A 16,535-nucleotide genomic window follows, 5' to 3' on the forward strand; every position below is an offset into this window, starting at 1 on the left:
TAATATTGGAAATCTTACTGACTTGATTTTCTACTCTTTTCTTTCGTAACCGGATTTTGTAAGGTATAGCCATTCTCTTTCATCTTATACCCTCCATAAGCGCCCGCACCCGCCGCAACCAATGTCCAGCAACCGGATAGCAGGGGCAGTATCATCAGGAAAGCAATCATGCTCAGTATCTGTTTTTCCTTCATTCGTAAATTCCTGTAGCAAATGATATTTCAATGATTTTAATCAGCTTACTGAAAATCTTTTTACAGCATCATTATACAAAATTATGAGAAGATTACAGGCTATCCCGCGGGCTTACAATTGCTTTGCGGCGCTTGTTTAAAGCATCCATAATCTGAGAAAACTAAGAAAAAGAAGGCTGGTGGAGCGTTATTAAATTGATTACAAAAAAATTATTAGATGAATAATGCCGCGAGCTTAAGATGATGAGGCGCCACTATAAATTGCTTAAGCGTATTGAAGACCCAATCGATGCGCGTGTCCTTGGGAAAAAGCGGGTGCTAATCCGGTAATGGCGGATACTTTGCCAATTCGCTTGGTGATCCACGGTGGCGCCGGTGCGATTACGCGCAGCAGGCTGACAGTGGAACGCGAGCAAGCTTATACGCAGGCGCTTGCGCAATCGTTGGCTGCTGGCTATGCGGTGCTGGAAGCTGGCGGCAGCAGCGTTGATGCTGTGATTGCAGCGATTGGGGTGATGGAGGATTCACCCTTGTTCAATGCGGGCAGGGGCGCGGTGTTCAGCCATGCTGGTCGCAACGAACTGGAAGCGTCGATTATGGAGGGTTCCACGCTCATGGCAGGGGCTGTTGCCGCGGTTACGACGATCCGTAACCCGATTCGCGCTGCGCACGCCGTGATGACGAAAAGCGCGCATGTGATGCTGATCGGCGAGGGCGCCGAAGCCTTCGCTGCCGAGCAGGGTCTGGAGATCGTGGATCCATCCTATTTCTACACGCAATATCGCTGGGACCAGTTGCAAAAAGCAATCGCCAAAGAACGTGTGTTGCGCGATCACGATGATGGCCCGACTACATCGCTGCCGGATAGGGATGAAAAGCGTGGAACGGTCGGCGCCGTAGCATTGGATCGTTACGGCAATCTTGCCGCCGGCACCTCGACCGGCGGGCTTACCAATAAACGCTTCGGACGCGTGGGCGATTCGCCGCTCATCGGCGCCGGCACCTACGCAGACAACCGCTCGATTGCGGTATCCGCGACCGGTACCGGAGAAATGTTTATTCGGACTTTGGCTGCGTTCAACACAGCGGCGCAGGTGCGGCTGCAGCACGCGCCGATTGCCGAGGCGGCCGATAACGTGCTGGCAGAAATCGCCGCTATCGGTGGCGATGGTGGTTTGATTGTATTGGACGCAACAGGCAATTATGCGATGCGCTTCAATACCAGCGGCATGTATCGCGGCACCATCGGTAACGATGGCATCGCACGGCTGGGCATTTTCCCGGGGGCTGAAACGCCGGTTACGTGTCTCCCTGCATCTGCCCCATGAAAGCCGCATCAGCCTGGAATCAAAAGGGTTAAGCTTGGTGGAATCTGTCAAATGTAAGCTCTTGCTGCGAATTATCCTGGCAGTGCCTTTGCAGGTTATCCTGGAGGTTCCCTCGGGTTAAAAATAATCCTGACGGATTGATAGTTAACTATCTATTCGTGGAAATACTTCAAAGTTTGATCCCGTTGACTCATTGTGTGGTGACGCACTGTCTTCGTCATTCCTTTCTGAGTTGGCTTTTTCCCCTGGTCGTTATTCGCTTGAATGTACCAGAATCATCAGAGTGCTTTTTAACCCGAATATTTTATAAATTCGCGTGATGATCGCGCAGGATTTTGATTAATAGGGAAGTTTTGAGAAAGAGGGGTGTAGTGATTCATACGCCCGACTGAGCAAAATCTTTCTTATTAATCAAAAGACAAGTGAGGACACGTGCCAATTTATGAAATATTCGGGTTAATATGAGTGAGGCAAGATTCCTTTTTAGATCATTCCTTAGGATGTTTGACAATATAGGTGATCCTCGGTACATTCCTGCTAGTAGGCAAAGGGTGTTTGTATTTCCCTACTGCGAATGTAGCTGGGTTGGAGCTTCTCAAGCACGGCCGTGCGGCGCTGATCAGAATCAATATCAAGACCTCCGGCGGGCTCACGTTGCATGATCCTATGCCGAGACTCGAAGCGGTCAGTCTATGCGGTACTCCGAGAAGCGTTGCCAGGAGGCGCAGCCTTGAGCGCCTTGCGCGTGAGCCACAGATTAAACCTTTTTTTGAACAGCCTGCCTAAACCATGCGTTTCCAATGGAGTCACACTGATACTTATGTTCAGAAGAAAAATCGTTTCACTATCGATCATCGTGAAAAATCTACTGTGTCATCGCATGACCGGGTTGCGTAGCGCCCGGGTCCTTGCCCATCCATCTGATAAGCCTCGTATTCCGCACGCCGGGCGTCGTACCCCTCGGCCATTGACTATAGTTTCTAAAAGTTTTCTCTTGCTGCTTTTGCTCATCGGCGCTGAAGCATTTGCCCAAGGGGCGCGCAATGTGGATGGGTGCAGCATCCGGCGAGGCACGTTTTGTGTGGACATGAATCTGTATGGCGCCGATCTTCAAAGTGCGAATCTGGCAAATTCCCAGTTCACCCGTTCGGTGCTTTCCGGGGCGAATCTGACTGGGGCCAATCTGAATGAAGCGAATTTGTCGAGTGCTCAACTGCGTGGAGTCAATTTGAGCCAGGCCTCGCTGGTAAAAACGAATGCCCGGGGAGCGCGCTTCAATGACGCGCAGCTTGTTGGCGCAAATTTGCGAAGTGCCATTCTGCAGAATGCGGATCTGAGCGGTGCTAATTTGACAGGATCCGTGTTGACCAACGCGGATCTCACTAACGCCAAACTCGGCGGCGCTATGCTTAACAATGCCAACCTGCTGGGCGCTAATATGCGCGCAGCCAATTTGCGGGGAGCCTCCCTGGTTAATGCCAATTTACAGGGGGTAGATTTCACCGGCGTCGATCTAACCGATGCCGATCTGAGTGGGGCGAATCTCGATCAAGCTATTTTTACCATGGTGAAAACGAGCGGATGCAAGGGCTGCCCCTGATTCTATACTCGCGTTTGATTTTTTCGTATCAGCCGAGAGAACCAGCGTGGTTTTACAAGATTAGATTGATCGAGTCTAATCCAAACGATTATGCTAACGACGACTCAGTCATTTGAGAGACGCTACACTAGCCCGAATATTTCATAAATTGGCACGCACCCTCACTTGTCTTTTGATTAATAAGAAAGATTTTGCTCAGTCGGGTGTATGAATCACTACACCCCTCTTTCTCAAAACTTCCCTATTAATCAAAATCCTGCGTGATCATCACGCGAATTTATGAAATATTCGGGCTAGAAAGCCTCTGAGCCCCTGAACGAACCGCGAAGCGAGAGATTATCAGAGGCTTCCTTGGTAGAAGAATTGAAAATGTGGACAGGTTTTACCTCTTTACAGCTTGGCGTCCGAAGCGGGATGCATTGAGTTCCACATCGGCGCGCGCCCAAACCTTTTTGAAACGCGCTTCGATAAGCGCCGCCTGATCATCCTTCTTTTGTGCGCGTAACGCCTGCATCAAGCCATAAAGCGCCCAGCCGTTGTTGCGATTCCTCTTCAGGTCTTCCCAATAGACTGTTTCCGCTTCGTCCGGGCGCCCTGACTCCAGCAGAATAGCACCCAGTGCCAGCCGGGGTGGAAAGTGAAATTCCAATGGTTCCGTGTACACTAGGGCATCCTCAAGGCGAACCGCGCGTTCAAGGTGTGCAATGGCCTGGTCGAACTGTCCACGCGCGGCGGCGATTTCGCCTGCGAGCACTTCAGGCGCGACGCTTAGCACGGTGCGTGGGGTATTTTTCGACAATAGCGGACCGCCCAGCGATGAGTCTTTCATGATCTCGCGCAACGCCTCCAGCTCCTGCCCGGCTTGCTGCAATTGTCCTGTAGCGACAAATGCGAGGCCGCGTACATAATGCCAGCTTCCTTTCAGAAATGCGTTGGTAGACGGCGGCGCAGGTTCATCAAAGATCGCTTGCCAGTGCCCGAATCTCGCAAGTGCCCAGTATGGCTGCATGCGGAACAGCGCAGTTAGCGGCAAATCTTTTAGTGTGGCATCGTCTATTCTGCTGGCCGCCTCTCGTGCTGATTCGATTGCAATCCTGCTTTGGCCATCTATCGTCGCAGCGAACGACAGGAAATGGAGATTATGCGGATAATAGACCATCGGATAAATTCCCTGCGCGCGGCTCTGCGCGATGTAATTCTCGTCCGCAGCAATGGCAAGCTGATTGCTCTTCATCGCGTCGGCATATCGACCCACGCGCAGATAGATGTGCGAGGGCATATGTATCATGTGCCCTGCTGCGGGCATCAGCGTTAGCAACGTATCGGCCGCCTTTTCTGCTCGTTCCGGTGTATTCGTTGCTTCGACGAGGTGAATATACATATGCAGCGCGCCCGGATGCCGCGGATTGCGCTGTATCACTTTCTCAGTGAGCGCGACGATTTGAGTTGTTCCTTCTCGCGAATAACCATCACGCATCCAATAATCCCAAGGATGGACATTCATCATCGATTCGATATAGAGTGTCGCAATATCATCATCGTCCGGAAAACGCTGGTGCACATCCCGCATTGCATCCGCATAGGCTTTGTCGTTTGCTGCGCGCTGCTCAGGCTTTCCTGTATAGCGCTTCTCGAGCGCGCTGATAAGCGCCCGCTCCCGCGGTGACGCTTCAGTCGCGGTTGCTACAGCCTTTTGAATGAGTTCCAGAGCCTGCGCTTCATCCTTTGGATCCATGGGTGCGTTGATGTTGGGGCCGAGCACCAGTGCCTGGCCCCAATAAGCCATGGCCAGCGCGGGGTCAAGCCGTGCTGCTTCCCGGAATGCGCGGCGCGCTTCCGCATGGTTGAATCCATAAGCGAGATTCAAGCCTTGGTTGATGTACTGTTGCGCTAATTGGTTACGTGTACTGACCGGAAATGTATGAGAACCCAGGTTCTGCAAACTTGGCGCAAGCTGACCATCCGAGCCTGGGTTATCCGCTCTACCGGATGGCGCAGCATGCTTGTGGCCACCAGCAGATCCTGCAGCCGCTTCATATTTTTTGGTCGAAGCCGCCTCGCCAGTCTCTGCGAATGCGCTGGAAACACTTGCAACGGTCAGGGCCAGGCTGATGATCATTAAATGAATGACATGGAGTTGCATGAACGTTACCTCCTTAGTAAGTATTTTTTATGAGTATGGACATTTTATTTCTGCGCTCCCAGGAATTAGTTCTCCGCAGTAGTGGGGTCAATCACGGATTGGATTCGAGAAATACGATTAGCGGGAAATTCACCCTGTTCAGCATGCGCTCTGATGGTAGCCTCGTCGGGTGCGATGTAGAGGCAATAAACCTTGTTGTCCGTTACGTAGCTTTCCAGCCACTGAATTTGTGGGCCCATATGGTTCAGGATGCTACAGGATTTCTGCGAAATAGCCTGAAGATCCTGTGGCGTAAGAGCGCCGGCGCCAGGAATGTCGCGTTCGATGATATATTTCGGCATTTTTTATCTCCTATAGAATTAACCCGAATATTTCATAAATTCGCGTTAAGATTAAATATATGTGACCGGTCGTCTTTTATCAGCACAAAAAATCACGGCTTGAAAAAATCTTCCAGCAGATCCTTGCAACACTGAGTAACTGGGGCAGATGATTTTTCTATTTTCATTCTCAGTAAAGCTCCCTGCCAGGTATTTATCAGCAAATCCGCCATCTCTTCAGCTGATTTGTCCGATCTTACCGTACCCTGCTGCTGCGCTTTAGCCAGCCCGGATTGCAATAAATCCCGATAGCGCCCAACGGCGGATTGAAGAGATTTCCGGCAAATTTCGCTGGTATCGCCTATTTCCCCCATCAGATTGCCCAATAGACAGCCGCCCTTAAACTCATTTTTTTCAAGTTCCATGATGAGTTCATCGAAATAATGCCGTATCGCAGCCAGCGCGTTGGTTTCGGATTGTTGCAGATGCACCGCTAATTGTGCGATAAAGGGATCGACGTAGTGCTGGATAACTTCCGCACCAAAATTTTCTTTACTGCCAAAGTAATTATAAAAAGAGCCCTTGGGAATATTTGCCGCATCAAGGATTTCCTGTAGCCCCGTACCATGATAACCTTGCTCCATGAGCATGGCCACCCCCTGATTCAACAGGTTTTCTCGCTTGAGTTCTTTTTTCGTCACTTTAGGCATATTTTTATAATATGACCGGTCGTATTGGTATGTCAAGAAAAGAATGAGCACTTCCCCGTCCTGAAGGACGAAGCTTGCCGCGCAACTGATCAAAAAAATCATACGCTCTTATCCAAATAAGAATGTAGTCGATGGCTGTTATAGAACATGGATATGTAATTCAATATATCCTGCTGCTGAGAATAGCCTTGGCTTTCACGGCACATTTAGAGGCGTGCAAGGTGTAGGTGTTAAGATTATTAAGCAATCACGGGCGATACCCCATGCCGGCGATATCGATAAATTGGAAAAAACACCTTCTAATTCAGAAGTAATCCGATTGGCAGAATAGGAACAGGCCACGGTTATCGGTGATGTAAGAAACAGATTGTTGGATTCTGGTTCTACAACTTTGCGCGATCGTCCAGACTTGCCGCGAACTGTTCGTCTCCCATGAATCGCTGATACCTGTGCCGTGGAACGTTCATTGTCCAGCACGTTGTGTCATTCATTGCATGTCGAATCTCATTCGCCAACCCTGATTCCAGTTCATGACGGAATACTCGCGGTGAGCTTTCTCTGTCTACAAGTAAAACGGTTTTCTCTTCCCATATTATTCGTCATCGGATTGATGAGCTGGTTAGGCATACATCAAGCGACCCGGGGTTCTGGGACCGGGCGGCCAAGCTCACGAACAGTTTGGAATCGCTCTCCTGATGCCGTTATTTCGTGCCTCCTTTTTCGAGTTGATTAAGTTAATTCCTTTCGCAATATCAGGAAAAATTCCTTGGAGGAACTTAATTGATAAAAAAAAGTCTGTATTTATATTACTTCACAAAAATTTCACAAATTATTATTTGATATTTTTAGATAGGGCAATAGCGTTATTGACAACGATACTGTTTTGATCCCTAGAGCATGTAGATGCTAGCGTAGTGGCCATTGGGCTGTAGCCCTGGATGGTCATGAAGCCAAGGTAAGGTCTCACGACAAGGCATTGAAGTGCCTTTAATGGTGGAATCATAACTTGAAGAGGAGGAAAGAGGCCATGGATGCTTTGAAACCGGTACTTCCAAAGATTTTTCATTTCTGGAAAATTTTTGGTCGGGCCGGGGCTGTTGTTTTTGTTCTTAGTTTTTGAATTCCTTTTGGAATTTTGGATTATTTGCAAAAGAGGAGCTAATTGAATGAGTATTCCTGCACTTGGAAACAGGTCGGTAGATAAAGCAGCGAAGGCAGGCAGTCCTGCCTATGACATGTCGGAATGGTATGATTCCAGGTTTTACAAGCTGGGTCTTCTACCCATACTGGGAATAGCAATTTTCTGGGTCTGGTTTCAGCGGACCTACGCCTACTCCCATGGGATGGACTCCATGGAACCGGAGTTCGATCAAATCTGGATGGGCCTATGGCGTTTCCAAATGACACTCTGGCCGATCTTGGCGCTGACGGTCTGGGGTTGGGTATGGAAAACACGCGATACCCAGGAACAACTGGCGAACCTGCCGGTGAAAATGGAAATTAAGCGGTATTTTTATTTCATGATGTGGTTAGGTGTGTACTTGTTTGCTGTCTATTGGGGTTCGAGTTTCTTCACTGAACAGGATGCTTCCTGGCATCAGGTGATCATTCGCGATACCAGTTTCACGCCCAGCCACATTCCGCTGTTCTATGGCTCGTTCCCGATGTACATCATCATAGGCGTATCAACTTTCCTATATGCAAGGACGCGATTGCCGCTGTACAACAAGGGAATCTCGTTTCCTTTGGTGATGTCTATTGCCGGTCCGCTGATGAGCCTCCCGAACGTTGGCTTGAATGAATGGGGCCATGCCTTCTGGTTCATGGAGGAACTCTTTAGCGCACCGCTACATTGGGGCTTCGTGGTGCTGGCATGGGCCGCTTTGTTCTCTGGGGGTGTTGTCATCCAGGTCATTGCACGCTTTTCCAACCTCCTGGATGTGCAATGGAACGAACAAAGCCGAGCGATTCTGGATGATGTTGTTTAAATCCAGGTTGTAACGAGCATTGCATATACCCATCCTCTTTTAATAAGGGGATGGGTTTTTTGTTTACAAAGGGGCAGCCAAATAATGTCCAGGCAGAGACGGAAGAATCTTCAAGCAATAAGAATAGGGATAGGCTTTGTCTTTTGGGTGACAATGCAAAACTTAACTTTGTGTGTATTCACAGCCTAATACTTCCTTATATAAAATAGCAGCGCGCATAGCACCTGATTCTGTGTGGATGCAGCAACATTGCGTTTAACTGCGAGATAAATCAGAAACGATTCAACTTCCCTTTCTCCCATCGTATCGGGATGCTGCTTGTTGCAAAAGAAAATGAAACGCTTTGTCCAGGCAATATCAGATTGCTCCGTGCGGTAGCTGTAATACTTGAGCCTGAGTTTATGCCGCACCTGGTCCAAAAGCCGGGGTTTGCTCGTCATATTTGTGGATCTGACAAAGTTTGTTATGATGAAAGCTAATTCGGCGTAATTCTATAGAACAGAAGGAGATAGCATGCAGCTTGCCGTGTTAGATGTCATTTTTGACGTAATGTATTGCGTCATTTCGGAGTTCTAATTCTAGTTGGGCATCATAACCACGGGCCAGGCGCTTGGTGAGTTTCAAGCACGTGGTCACGCGTTGTATACTTGCTTTGTGTTTGCCGCCGCCGGGCTGGACAGCACAGCAGAACGCTTGCGACCGCACCTAACGGGGACGGCCAATCAGATGATGTTTGTGGGCAACACTGACCCCGGCCAAGGAAAGCCTCAAGCGCGAATCAGGATGCAAGATTTAGTTACGTTCTCAAGCAAGAATGGCCTATTTACAGACACGCTAGCCAAGTCACTCATTGTGTTGCTCTACTCGGAGTGGGATGAGCTATACAGGCATCTCATAGCTAAAGAAGTAGGAGTTAAAGCTTCGGTAGTTCGCTCGGATCTTATGGGAGACATCCGGCAGGTGCGCCACTGGATCGTGCACAACAAATCAATAGTCGGCACAAAGGTGCTACAAGTTCTTCCGTGGCAAGTATCGGCAGGATCGCAACTCGTCATTTCCGGGGAGTATTTCGTTCAGTTCATGGATCGGCTGAACGAGATGCGGGTGCATGTGGGTGATGCCCAACAAGGGGCTTGAGCCCGGGCGTTAGGTACACCGAGCAAGATCATGGCATTCAGGAAGCATAAGGATGTGGGATGGAACACCGGTGTGATCCCCGGACTCTTGATGGAGCGAGCATGTCAGTGTGGCGTTATTAAGCCTTGATGATAATGATCCATCCAGAACTCAATTTCCCTTAAGGTCAGAATTGCAGTAAAGCGACCGGAAATGAAATGAATAGCGTTGAAGCGGCCAGCGTAGGGATGTCGTTCGTTTGAGTAACTTCCACGATTTCCCCTGTCAATACATTCATACCCCGCATCCCTGCAGCAAGATTAGGCACTTCAACCGTTGTGGTGCCCCACACGGTGTTGCCCAAAGGCAGTTGACCTGACGCTGCAGGTATCAGCCGTGAAAACCAGCGCGGTGCGACAATTACCAGAGTAATCTCGTCTGCTTGGCGCGCGAAGGCGCACAGATGGTCCTTTCGCGATCCTGTCGTCATGAGCGGCAAGTAGGCGCCGTCCTGAAACACATTTGACCACCGCTTGCGGCTATGCAGCAAGCGCCACGTCAAATACAGCTTGGCGCGTCCATCCGTCATGTCATCAAGCAGTTGCCGTACTTGCTTTGCCAGCGCACCTTGAGGAACGGCAACAGATGCTTCCAGTTCCTTCAGCAGTTGCTGGCGCTGAGTGTAGTTCACCGGGCGGCGGTTGTCTGGGTCCACCAGGCTGAAATCCCATAGCTCGTTGCCTTGGTAGATGTCCGGTACGCCGGGCACGGTCAATTTGAGCAAGGTCTGTGAGAGCGAGCTGAACATTCCCCAGTAGGCCACACGCTGCTGGAAAGGAAGGAAGTCGGCCAGGAAAGTGTTTTTGTCAGATAGATTCAGTATCTTCCTGATAAAACTCAATAGACCCTCTTCATAGGGCATGCTCGGATTGATCCAACTGGTGTGCTGTTTGGCTTCGCGCACTGCCTTGAGCAGATAAGCCTCAATGCGTGCCAGCAAGGTCTCATGCTCTTCCGCAATCAACTCTGCAAACGGCCAGATGCCAATCAAGGTTTGGTAAATCAGGTATTCGTCATTGGCGCTGGGGATTTCCTCGCGATCAAGTAGTAATTTTTTACTTCGGTTGAGCCGTCGCCAACGCAGCGCCTGTAGATGCCAATGGCTGGGTATTTCAGACAATACATTGATGCGCGCACGCACGTCTTCGCTGCGCTTGCTGTCGTGCGTGGAGGTATTGAGCATGGAATAAGGCCAGCGTTCCAGCCGCTTGGCATTCTCGGCATGGAAGGCCTTTACCGAAATGCCGAAGAGGCGAGGGTCGCCGCCTACCTCGTCCAGGGAAATCAGGCGATGGTACAGATAGAACGCGGTATCTTCGTAGCCTTTGGCCATCACCGGGCCGGAAAGCTGCTGGAACTTCATGGCAAATGCAGTAATCGCGGCGGCATAGGGCGGGTCTCTATCGGCTGCGGCGTCCAGCAGGAGCACAGAGCCAAGAAAATCGAAAATGCTGACATCCAGCGCCTGGGTGAGCTTCTTGGACTGAGCCACGGCCCATTCTACATAGCGGCGATCAAGCACAGAAACCTGGCCGTCGCGCACGTAAGTACGGTAGACAGGCAGTCGAGCGATCACTTCGGCAAGGGCATGACGCAGGTTACTGGTGGTAAAGTCACGCGTATGCGGCCGCAATTCGCAAATTCGGCTTAATTGTCCCGCCATGACGTTCAGTTCGCTGGCCATGCTATATTTCATGATCTGGTGCTTGCTGCGGTAAACGAGTTCTTCAAAATCGGGCCGGGCGTGAGTAAACGAGCGATAGGTGCGCTCCAGCGTTGTTCTCGCGTGGAGATCAACGAACAGACTATTGACCAGATTGCAAAAGTCATAGCCGGTAGTGCCATGGATGGCCCAATCCTCGCGTAATGGTTCATGGCTGGCGAGGATTTTTTCTGCCACGATATAAATGGCTTTTTCTCCTTCCATTGAGGGTGAGCGCATCGCCACGCGCTCCTGCAGCCGCTGAAAATACTGCGTGGGATCATATAACCCATCCGGATGGTCAATGCGCAAGCCATCCACTTTGCCCTCGGCAACCCATTTCAGTACCAGCTGATGGGTAGCTTCAAAGACATGATTGTCTTCCACGCGCAGGGCAGCGAGATCATTGATGTCAAAAAAGCGGCGGTAATTGATTTCATCGGAAGCCACCCGCCAGTTAGCCACGCGCCAGGGCTGAGCTTCAAGCAGTTCATGCAGCAAAGCAAAAGAACCGGGATCGCCAGGACTACCGTTGTAGTCATTGACCGTATCCAGCACAGTCTGTCTGATGGATGGGGAAATACCAGCCAATGCCGCGAGGCGCCGTTTGAGCAACTCCTGGTCGCGGTGCCGCTCCAGGATCTTATCGGGCGTGGTCGCCTCCTGTGGCGGCAGATGATCAAACGCCGTAATCAGACTGGCGAGTCCCTGCAAATCCGGGTCATCCGGCCGCAGTTGCGCTTCCAGCAGGGATAGGCGATGCCGCAACAGGCGGGGATATTCGCGTGGAGCGATGGGCAGGCGGTGCTGGTAATACCATACACTGAAGCTCCCGCACGCCTTGTCAAAGTTGAGTTTTAATTCGCCATCTTCCAAGGTGTCGCCATAGGATCGTCCCAGGATGGGTAACAGCACCTTGCCACGCAACCCTTCTTTGAGAGGCTGCCAGTCGATATCAAAAAAAGGCGCATAAACCGAGGCGGGACCACTTTCCAGCACATCTAGCCACCATTGATTGTCTGCGCTCATCACGCCCATGTGGTTGGGTACCAGATCCAGGATCTGCCCCATACCATGCGCATGCAATGTGGTACAAAAAGCTTCGAATTCTTCCTGGGTGCCAATCTCCGGATTGAGCGCGTTGTGGTCGACGATATCGTAGCCATGGCTGCTGCCGGGGCGCGCCTTGAGGTAACTCGAGCAATAGGCATGGCTGATGCCCAGTGCTGCCAGATAAGGTACCAGTTGCGTTGCTTGCGTAAAGGTGAAGTTACGGTTGAGCTGCAGACGGTAGGTGGCAAGAGGAATGCGTAAGCGCCGTTTCAGCACGGGCGCAGTACGGGTGCGAGGACGCTCTTGCCGCATGGCTGCAGCCAACGCGAGTATCCGGCGGTCAGCCGCACAGGCTTCGAGATTGATAGGGAGCTTACGTCGCCAATTGGGATGCTGCGTGGTGGTGGAGGGAATATTGACTTGATCCAGTACATCCAGTATATCCTCGATTTGCACCATCAGGACCCGAGCTGGGCTGCGGGCCAGATAGCTATAGACCGCCTGGATCAATTCCGGTGTGGCGACTGGCAGTGACACTGGATCAACCGTCAGCCCTTCCGGCAACAATCCGGTCTGCTCCAGCATCAGCAAGAGATAAGCGCGTTCCTGGGAGCGCATGACCACCTGAGTCCGGCGAGCCTCATCAGAGCTGAATAGTCGGAGCTCCGTGCGCTGGATGATATCGCGTCCTTGCCAGTAGCCTGGCAGCGTCGGTAAATCATGCGTGGTCACTGCTGCAAGCGCTTGGGCGGAATAGTTCTCTGGTGCAGTGAAGCTGCCCATCGCTTCTTTTTCCATTATCAGCAATCGATACGAGAGGATGCCCAAAGGCGGTAAGGCAGCCTGTACTTCCTCCGGCACGGTTCCCAGATCTTCGCCGATAACCAGGCACTGGTTACGCTGGCTTTCCAGCGCCAGAATCCCGAGCAGATCCTCGAAAGGGTAACGTACATAAGCGCCTTCAGTAGGTGATACGCCAGCAGGCACCCAGTATTGACGCATCAATCCCATGACATGATCGAGACGCAATGCGCCTGCGTGCCGCATGTTATGCCGCAGCGTGGCAATGAAAGGCGCATAGGCTGCCTCACGCAGGCGATCCGGCACGAATGGCGGCAACCCCCAGTCCTGGCCGAGCTGGTTGCCGAGCTCTGGTGGCGCGCCTACTCCCACACCAATGGCATAAAGCGCCTGATTGGCCCAAGCTTCTGCACCACCGCCATCGACCGAGACCGACAGATCGAGATAGAGACCTGCGCCGAGTCCCAATTCCAGTGAGCGCCATCCCACGGCAGCAAGCTGTAAGTCAGCCTGCCATTGCAGGTAAGCAAAAAATTCGATGCGATCCCGATGTTGGGCCTCAAATTCATGTACTTCTGCTGCTTCAGGATGGCGGTAGGCCTTTGGCCAGACCGGCCAACCCCATACATTGGGATCCTGATTATGGAAATACTCTTGTAGTGCCTCGAACAGAGTATGGCGGTACAGCCGTTCACCCTCACGCGTCTGAAAGGCGCGAAATGCAGCGGCACGCTCGCTATCCGCTGCCAGGTGCCGCTCACAGAAATGGCGGTACAGCATTTCCAGTATGGGTAGCTTGAGCGCGGCGACACCCGCGTAATCGACCATCTCGGGCGCCCGTAATCCTTCCAGCCGGATCTGAAACTCGGGCGTACGTAATATGGCGCGCGCTGCATCGCATTCGTGAAAATCGTCGATGGCCTCCACATCGAGATAAAGGATATTGAAAAATAAGCGGCTGGAAGGACTGTACGGACTCGCGTGTTCCGGATTATGCGGAAACAAGGCGTGCATCGGGTTGACACCGATGATATCCGCGCCCTGTGCTGCCCATTGCTCCAGCAATAGCCGCAGATCGGTAAAGTCGCCCATTCCCCAATTACGCTCGGACCGCACTGCGTACAGTTGCACGGCTGGCCCCCAGATGCGGCCGGAATGAGTGATGGCTTCAGGCTGATAACAGGTAGCGGGGACAACGATGAATGTCTGCTTTGCACAGGGCTTGCCGGCACGCGATAGTGTCAGGCGGTGATAACCCGGCGCAAGGTGTCCGGGTATCGCTAGCTGCCAGGCAGTATGCACTATGCCATTGATTTTCCTGGTTCCAATTTGCGGCAGGGTTTGCGGTTGAAACTGGCCACTCAGGTTGCCACCGTCTTCCAGATCCAGACGCCATTCCCACTCTTCATCAGCGGAAGTGTCCTGTGTGACCAGCCGTACCCAAGCTGCCTGCTCTCGAACCACTGACACCGCTTCCAGCGCTCGCCGCCAGGGATGCAACTCGCGCTCCTTAATGGCGGCAGCGATTTTTTCCGGCGTGGACACATCGAACCCCATGGCAGCCAGCAGCATGCGCTGGGTGGCAGGGGAGGTGAGGTGCTGCTGCTGCCAGTTATCGGTGTAGGCGGGCAAGATGCCCGCCAGTTCGCTTAGATGGGTCAGTAACTCAAATTCGTTTTCAAGCTTACTCATGGTCCTCCCTTAGATACCAGGCTACGGTGAATGCAGGTAAGACACCCGATGAAAGCCGGTAATCAAGATCGACCTCGCTCCCATAGAACAATTTACCCTGCGGCGTGGCAGGCAGGTTGGCCGCTGTTTCTCCTAAATTGGCGTACACTGCCAGCTGCCTAGCGTCACTAAGCTGCCAACCGGCATGTAGCGCATGCGCTGCCAGCACTTCAAAACCACTGCCACGTATGTCGCGCACATGAGGAACGATCATCTGCTGCCGCAAAGCCAGCAGTTCCTGATATAACATGAGCCATGCACGGTGTGGCGGATGGTTCTGTGCCTGCCAATCCAGCTTGGCCAGCTCAAAAGTGCGGACTGCACAGGGATCGGGAATGGCTTCCCGTGCAGTCGAATCGCGAAAACGCGCGAAGCAGGTAAATTCCTTGCGCCGTCCCGCGGTCACGGCCTCAGCCAGTTCGCCGTTAAATCCACAAAAAAAAGGAAACGGCTCGCATGCACCCCATTCCTCACCCATAAACAGCAAGGGCACCGAGGGCGACAGCAGCAACAAAATGATGGCAGCACGCAAAGCTTGCGGTGCAGCTAATACCGTCAGGCGTTCACCCCACGCGCGATTGCCGATCTGATCATGATTTTGCAGAAAAGCGACAAAGGCCGTGGGCGGCAGCTGAGCGCTCGACTCACCGCGAGATTCGCCCCGACGGTAAGCAGAAATCTCACCCTGATAAGCAAATCCTTCGGTCAGGCAGCGTCCTAAATGGTGGATAGGTTGGTCCGCGTAATCTGCATAATAGCCATCACGCTCATGGGTCAACAGCACATGGTAGGCATGATGGACATCGTCATTCCATTGGGCATCGTAATGGATGGTTTGTCCGTTCTGTCTACGCATGAGGTAATGGGCGGCATTGTGGTCATTTTCCAGGATGAGGTGAATGTGGCGCTCCGCACCGAGTGTTGCGCGCACCGCCTGCGCCAGCGCTTCCAGAATATCAGGCTGGCTGTCATCGAGGATGGCGTGCACCGCATCCAGCCGCAGGCCGTCGAAGTGATATTCTTCCAGCCAGTAAAGTGCGTTATGAATGTAGAAATCGCGTACGATCTGCGAATTCTCACCATCGAAGTTGATCGCCGCGCCCCATGGAGTGTGGTGCCGTTCAGTGAAAAATTGCGGGGCATACAGATGAAGATAATTGCCCTCCGGCCCGAAGTGGTTGTAGACGACATCGAGTAACACCATCAATCCACGCTGATGCGCGCTTTGTATTAGGCGTTTGAGATCTTCTGGCGTACCGTAGACGCTGTCCGGCGCAAACAGCAAGGCGCCGTCGTAGCCCCAGTTGCGCTGTCCAGGAAAATCGGCCACGGGCATCAGTTCGATGGCGGTGACGCCGAGTCCAGCCAGATAGTCCAGTTTTTGCTCGATAGCCGCGAAAGTGCCCTGTGGGGTGAAGCTGCCAACGTGAATTTCATAAATCACCGCCTCTTCCCAGGGCCGGCCACGCCAGGCACCATCCTGCCAGTCGAACGCAGCGGGGTCGATCACCTCGCTGGCTCCGTGCACGTCGTCAGGGTTATAGCGTGAAGCAGGGTCGGGTACGCACAATCCATTGTCGATTTGATAGCGATAGCGGCTGCCCGCCCGCGCCTGCTCGCTTACCCACTGATACCAGCCTTGTCCTGCTGCCTGCATGGGCATCGGCGCTTCATTGTCGACCAGCAGCATGACCTGATGGGCTGCTGGCGCCCAGAGACGAAAACGTACCTTGCCCTCTTGGGTAAACTCAGCGCCGAAGGGCATGCAATGTTGTCGTTTCATACTCAT

Annotated in this window: 12 protein-coding genes; 5 read left to right on the plus strand and 7 right to left on the minus strand. The window is 52.2% G+C overall.

Annotated features, from left to right (window positions below; translation table 11 throughout):
• Window positions 1–14: 14 nt before the first annotated feature.
• Window positions 15–194, minus strand: coding sequence for a hypothetical protein (locus tag BLW34_RS00305; protein ID WP_090574225.1), 180 nt, complete (start codon window positions 192–194; stop codon window positions 15–17).
• A gap of 329 nt (window positions 195–523) precedes the next feature.
• Between BLW34_RS00305 and BLW34_RS00310 the strand changes: the two genes are divergently transcribed.
• From BLW34_RS00310 to BLW34_RS00320, 3 genes are all read left to right on the plus strand, one after another.
• Entirely contained in the window at window positions 524–1,522 is a 999-nt protein-coding gene (locus BLW34_RS00310; protein WP_090574227.1) for an isoaspartyl peptidase/L-asparaginase family protein, read from the plus strand.
• 516 nt (window positions 1,523–2,038) lie between these two features.
• Window positions 2,039–2,308, plus strand: coding sequence for a hypothetical protein (locus BLW34_RS00315; protein ID WP_177165903.1), 270 nt, complete (start codon window positions 2,039–2,041; stop codon window positions 2,306–2,308).
• Between the two features lie 34 nt (window positions 2,309–2,342).
• Window positions 2,343–3,122: a pentapeptide repeat-containing protein gene (locus tag BLW34_RS00320; RefSeq protein ID WP_218138701.1), complete on the plus strand. Its 780-nt coding sequence runs from the start codon at window positions 2,343–2,345 to the stop codon at window positions 3,120–3,122.
• Window positions 3,123–3,504: 382 nt separating this feature from the next.
• Here BLW34_RS00320 and BLW34_RS00325 read toward each other — a convergent pair whose 3' ends face one another.
• From BLW34_RS00325 to BLW34_RS00335, 3 genes are all read right to left on the minus strand, one after another.
• A complete protein-coding gene (locus tag BLW34_RS00325; protein WP_090574231.1) occupies window positions 3,505–5,265 on the minus strand; it encodes a tetratricopeptide repeat protein in 1,761 nt (586 codons plus the stop codon).
• A gap of 65 nt (window positions 5,266–5,330) precedes the next feature.
• Window positions 5,331–5,606, minus strand: coding sequence for a DUF4242 domain-containing protein (locus tag BLW34_RS00330; RefSeq protein WP_090574233.1), 276 nt, complete (start codon window positions 5,604–5,606; stop codon window positions 5,331–5,333).
• Window positions 5,607–5,698: 92 nt separating this feature from the next.
• Window positions 5,699–6,397, minus strand: a complete 699-nt coding sequence (locus tag BLW34_RS00335) for a TetR/AcrR family transcriptional regulator (protein WP_256203507.1) — start codon at window positions 6,395–6,397, stop codon at window positions 5,699–5,701.
• 1,064 nt (window positions 6,398–7,461) lie between these two features.
• Here BLW34_RS00335 and BLW34_RS00345 point away from each other — a divergent pair.
• Window positions 7,462–8,283 carry a methane monooxygenase/ammonia monooxygenase subunit C gene (locus BLW34_RS00345; protein WP_090574237.1) on the plus strand — a complete coding sequence of 274 codons (822 nt, stop codon included), beginning with the start codon at window positions 7,462–7,464 and terminating at the stop codon, window positions 8,281–8,283.
• A gap of 185 nt (window positions 8,284–8,468) precedes the next feature.
• Here BLW34_RS00345 and BLW34_RS00350 read toward each other — a convergent pair whose 3' ends face one another.
• On the minus strand, window positions 8,469–8,723 hold the full coding sequence (locus BLW34_RS00350) for a site-specific integrase (protein WP_090574239.1): 255 nt from the start codon (window positions 8,721–8,723) through the stop codon (window positions 8,469–8,471).
• A gap of 142 nt (window positions 8,724–8,865) precedes the next feature.
• Between BLW34_RS00350 and BLW34_RS00355 the strand changes: the two genes are divergently transcribed.
• Entirely contained in the window at window positions 8,866–9,420 is a 555-nt protein-coding gene (locus BLW34_RS00355; protein ID WP_090574241.1) for a hypothetical protein, read from the plus strand.
• A 166-nt stretch (window positions 9,421–9,586) separates the two neighbouring features.
• Here the strand turns inward: BLW34_RS00355 and BLW34_RS00360 are convergent, their stop codons facing one another.
• Both BLW34_RS00360 and treZ read right to left on the minus strand, forming a co-directional pair.
• Window positions 9,587–14,707, minus strand: a complete 5,121-nt coding sequence (locus tag BLW34_RS00360) for a malto-oligosyltrehalose synthase (protein ID WP_090574243.1) — start codon at window positions 14,705–14,707, stop codon at window positions 9,587–9,589.
• A complete protein-coding gene (treZ, locus tag BLW34_RS00365) occupies window positions 14,700–16,529 on the minus strand; it encodes a malto-oligosyltrehalose trehalohydrolase (protein WP_090574244.1) in 1,830 nt (609 codons plus the stop codon). The genes BLW34_RS00360 and treZ overlap by 8 nt, the downstream gene beginning before the upstream one ends.
• Between the last annotated feature and the right edge of the window lie 6 nt (window positions 16,530–16,535).

The sequence above is a fragment of the Nitrosomonas sp. Nm58 genome (assembly GCF_900107335.1).
GTDB lineage: Bacteria > Pseudomonadota > Gammaproteobacteria > Burkholderiales > Nitrosomonadaceae > Nitrosomonas.

Excerpts from the sequence above, each read along its gene's own strand:
- BLW34_RS00320 (WP_218138701.1), top strand. The coding sequence starts at position 2,343 with ATGTTCAGAAGAAAAATCGTTTCACTATCGATCATCGTGAAAAATCTA.
- BLW34_RS00325 (WP_090574231.1), bottom strand. The coding sequence starts at position 5,265 with ATGCAACTCCATGTCATTCATTTAATGATCATCAGCCTGGCCCTGACC.
- BLW34_RS00350 (WP_090574239.1), bottom strand. The coding sequence starts at position 8,723 with ATGACGAGCAAACCCCGGCTTTTGGACCAGGTGCGGCATAAACTCAGG.
- BLW34_RS00310 (WP_090574227.1), top strand. The coding sequence starts at position 524 with ATGGCGGATACTTTGCCAATTCGCTTGGTGATCCACGGTGGCGCCGGT.
- BLW34_RS00335 (WP_256203507.1), bottom strand. The coding sequence starts at position 6,397 with ATGATTTTTTTGATCAGTTGCGCGGCAAGCTTCGTCCTTCAGGACGGG.
- BLW34_RS00305 (WP_090574225.1), bottom strand. The coding sequence starts at position 194 with ATGAAGGAAAAACAGATACTGAGCATGATTGCTTTCCTGATGATACTG.
- treZ (WP_090574244.1), bottom strand. The coding sequence starts at position 16,529 with ATGAAACGACAACATTGCATGCCCTTCGGCGCTGAGTTTACCCAAGAG.
- BLW34_RS00330 (WP_090574233.1), bottom strand. The coding sequence starts at position 5,606 with ATGCCGAAATATATCATCGAACGCGACATTCCTGGCGCCGGCGCTCTT.
- BLW34_RS00345 (WP_090574237.1), top strand. The coding sequence starts at position 7,462 with ATGAGTATTCCTGCACTTGGAAACAGGTCGGTAGATAAAGCAGCGAAG.
- BLW34_RS00360 (WP_090574243.1), bottom strand. The coding sequence starts at position 14,707 with ATGAGTAAGCTTGAAAACGAATTTGAGTTACTGACCCATCTAAGCGAA.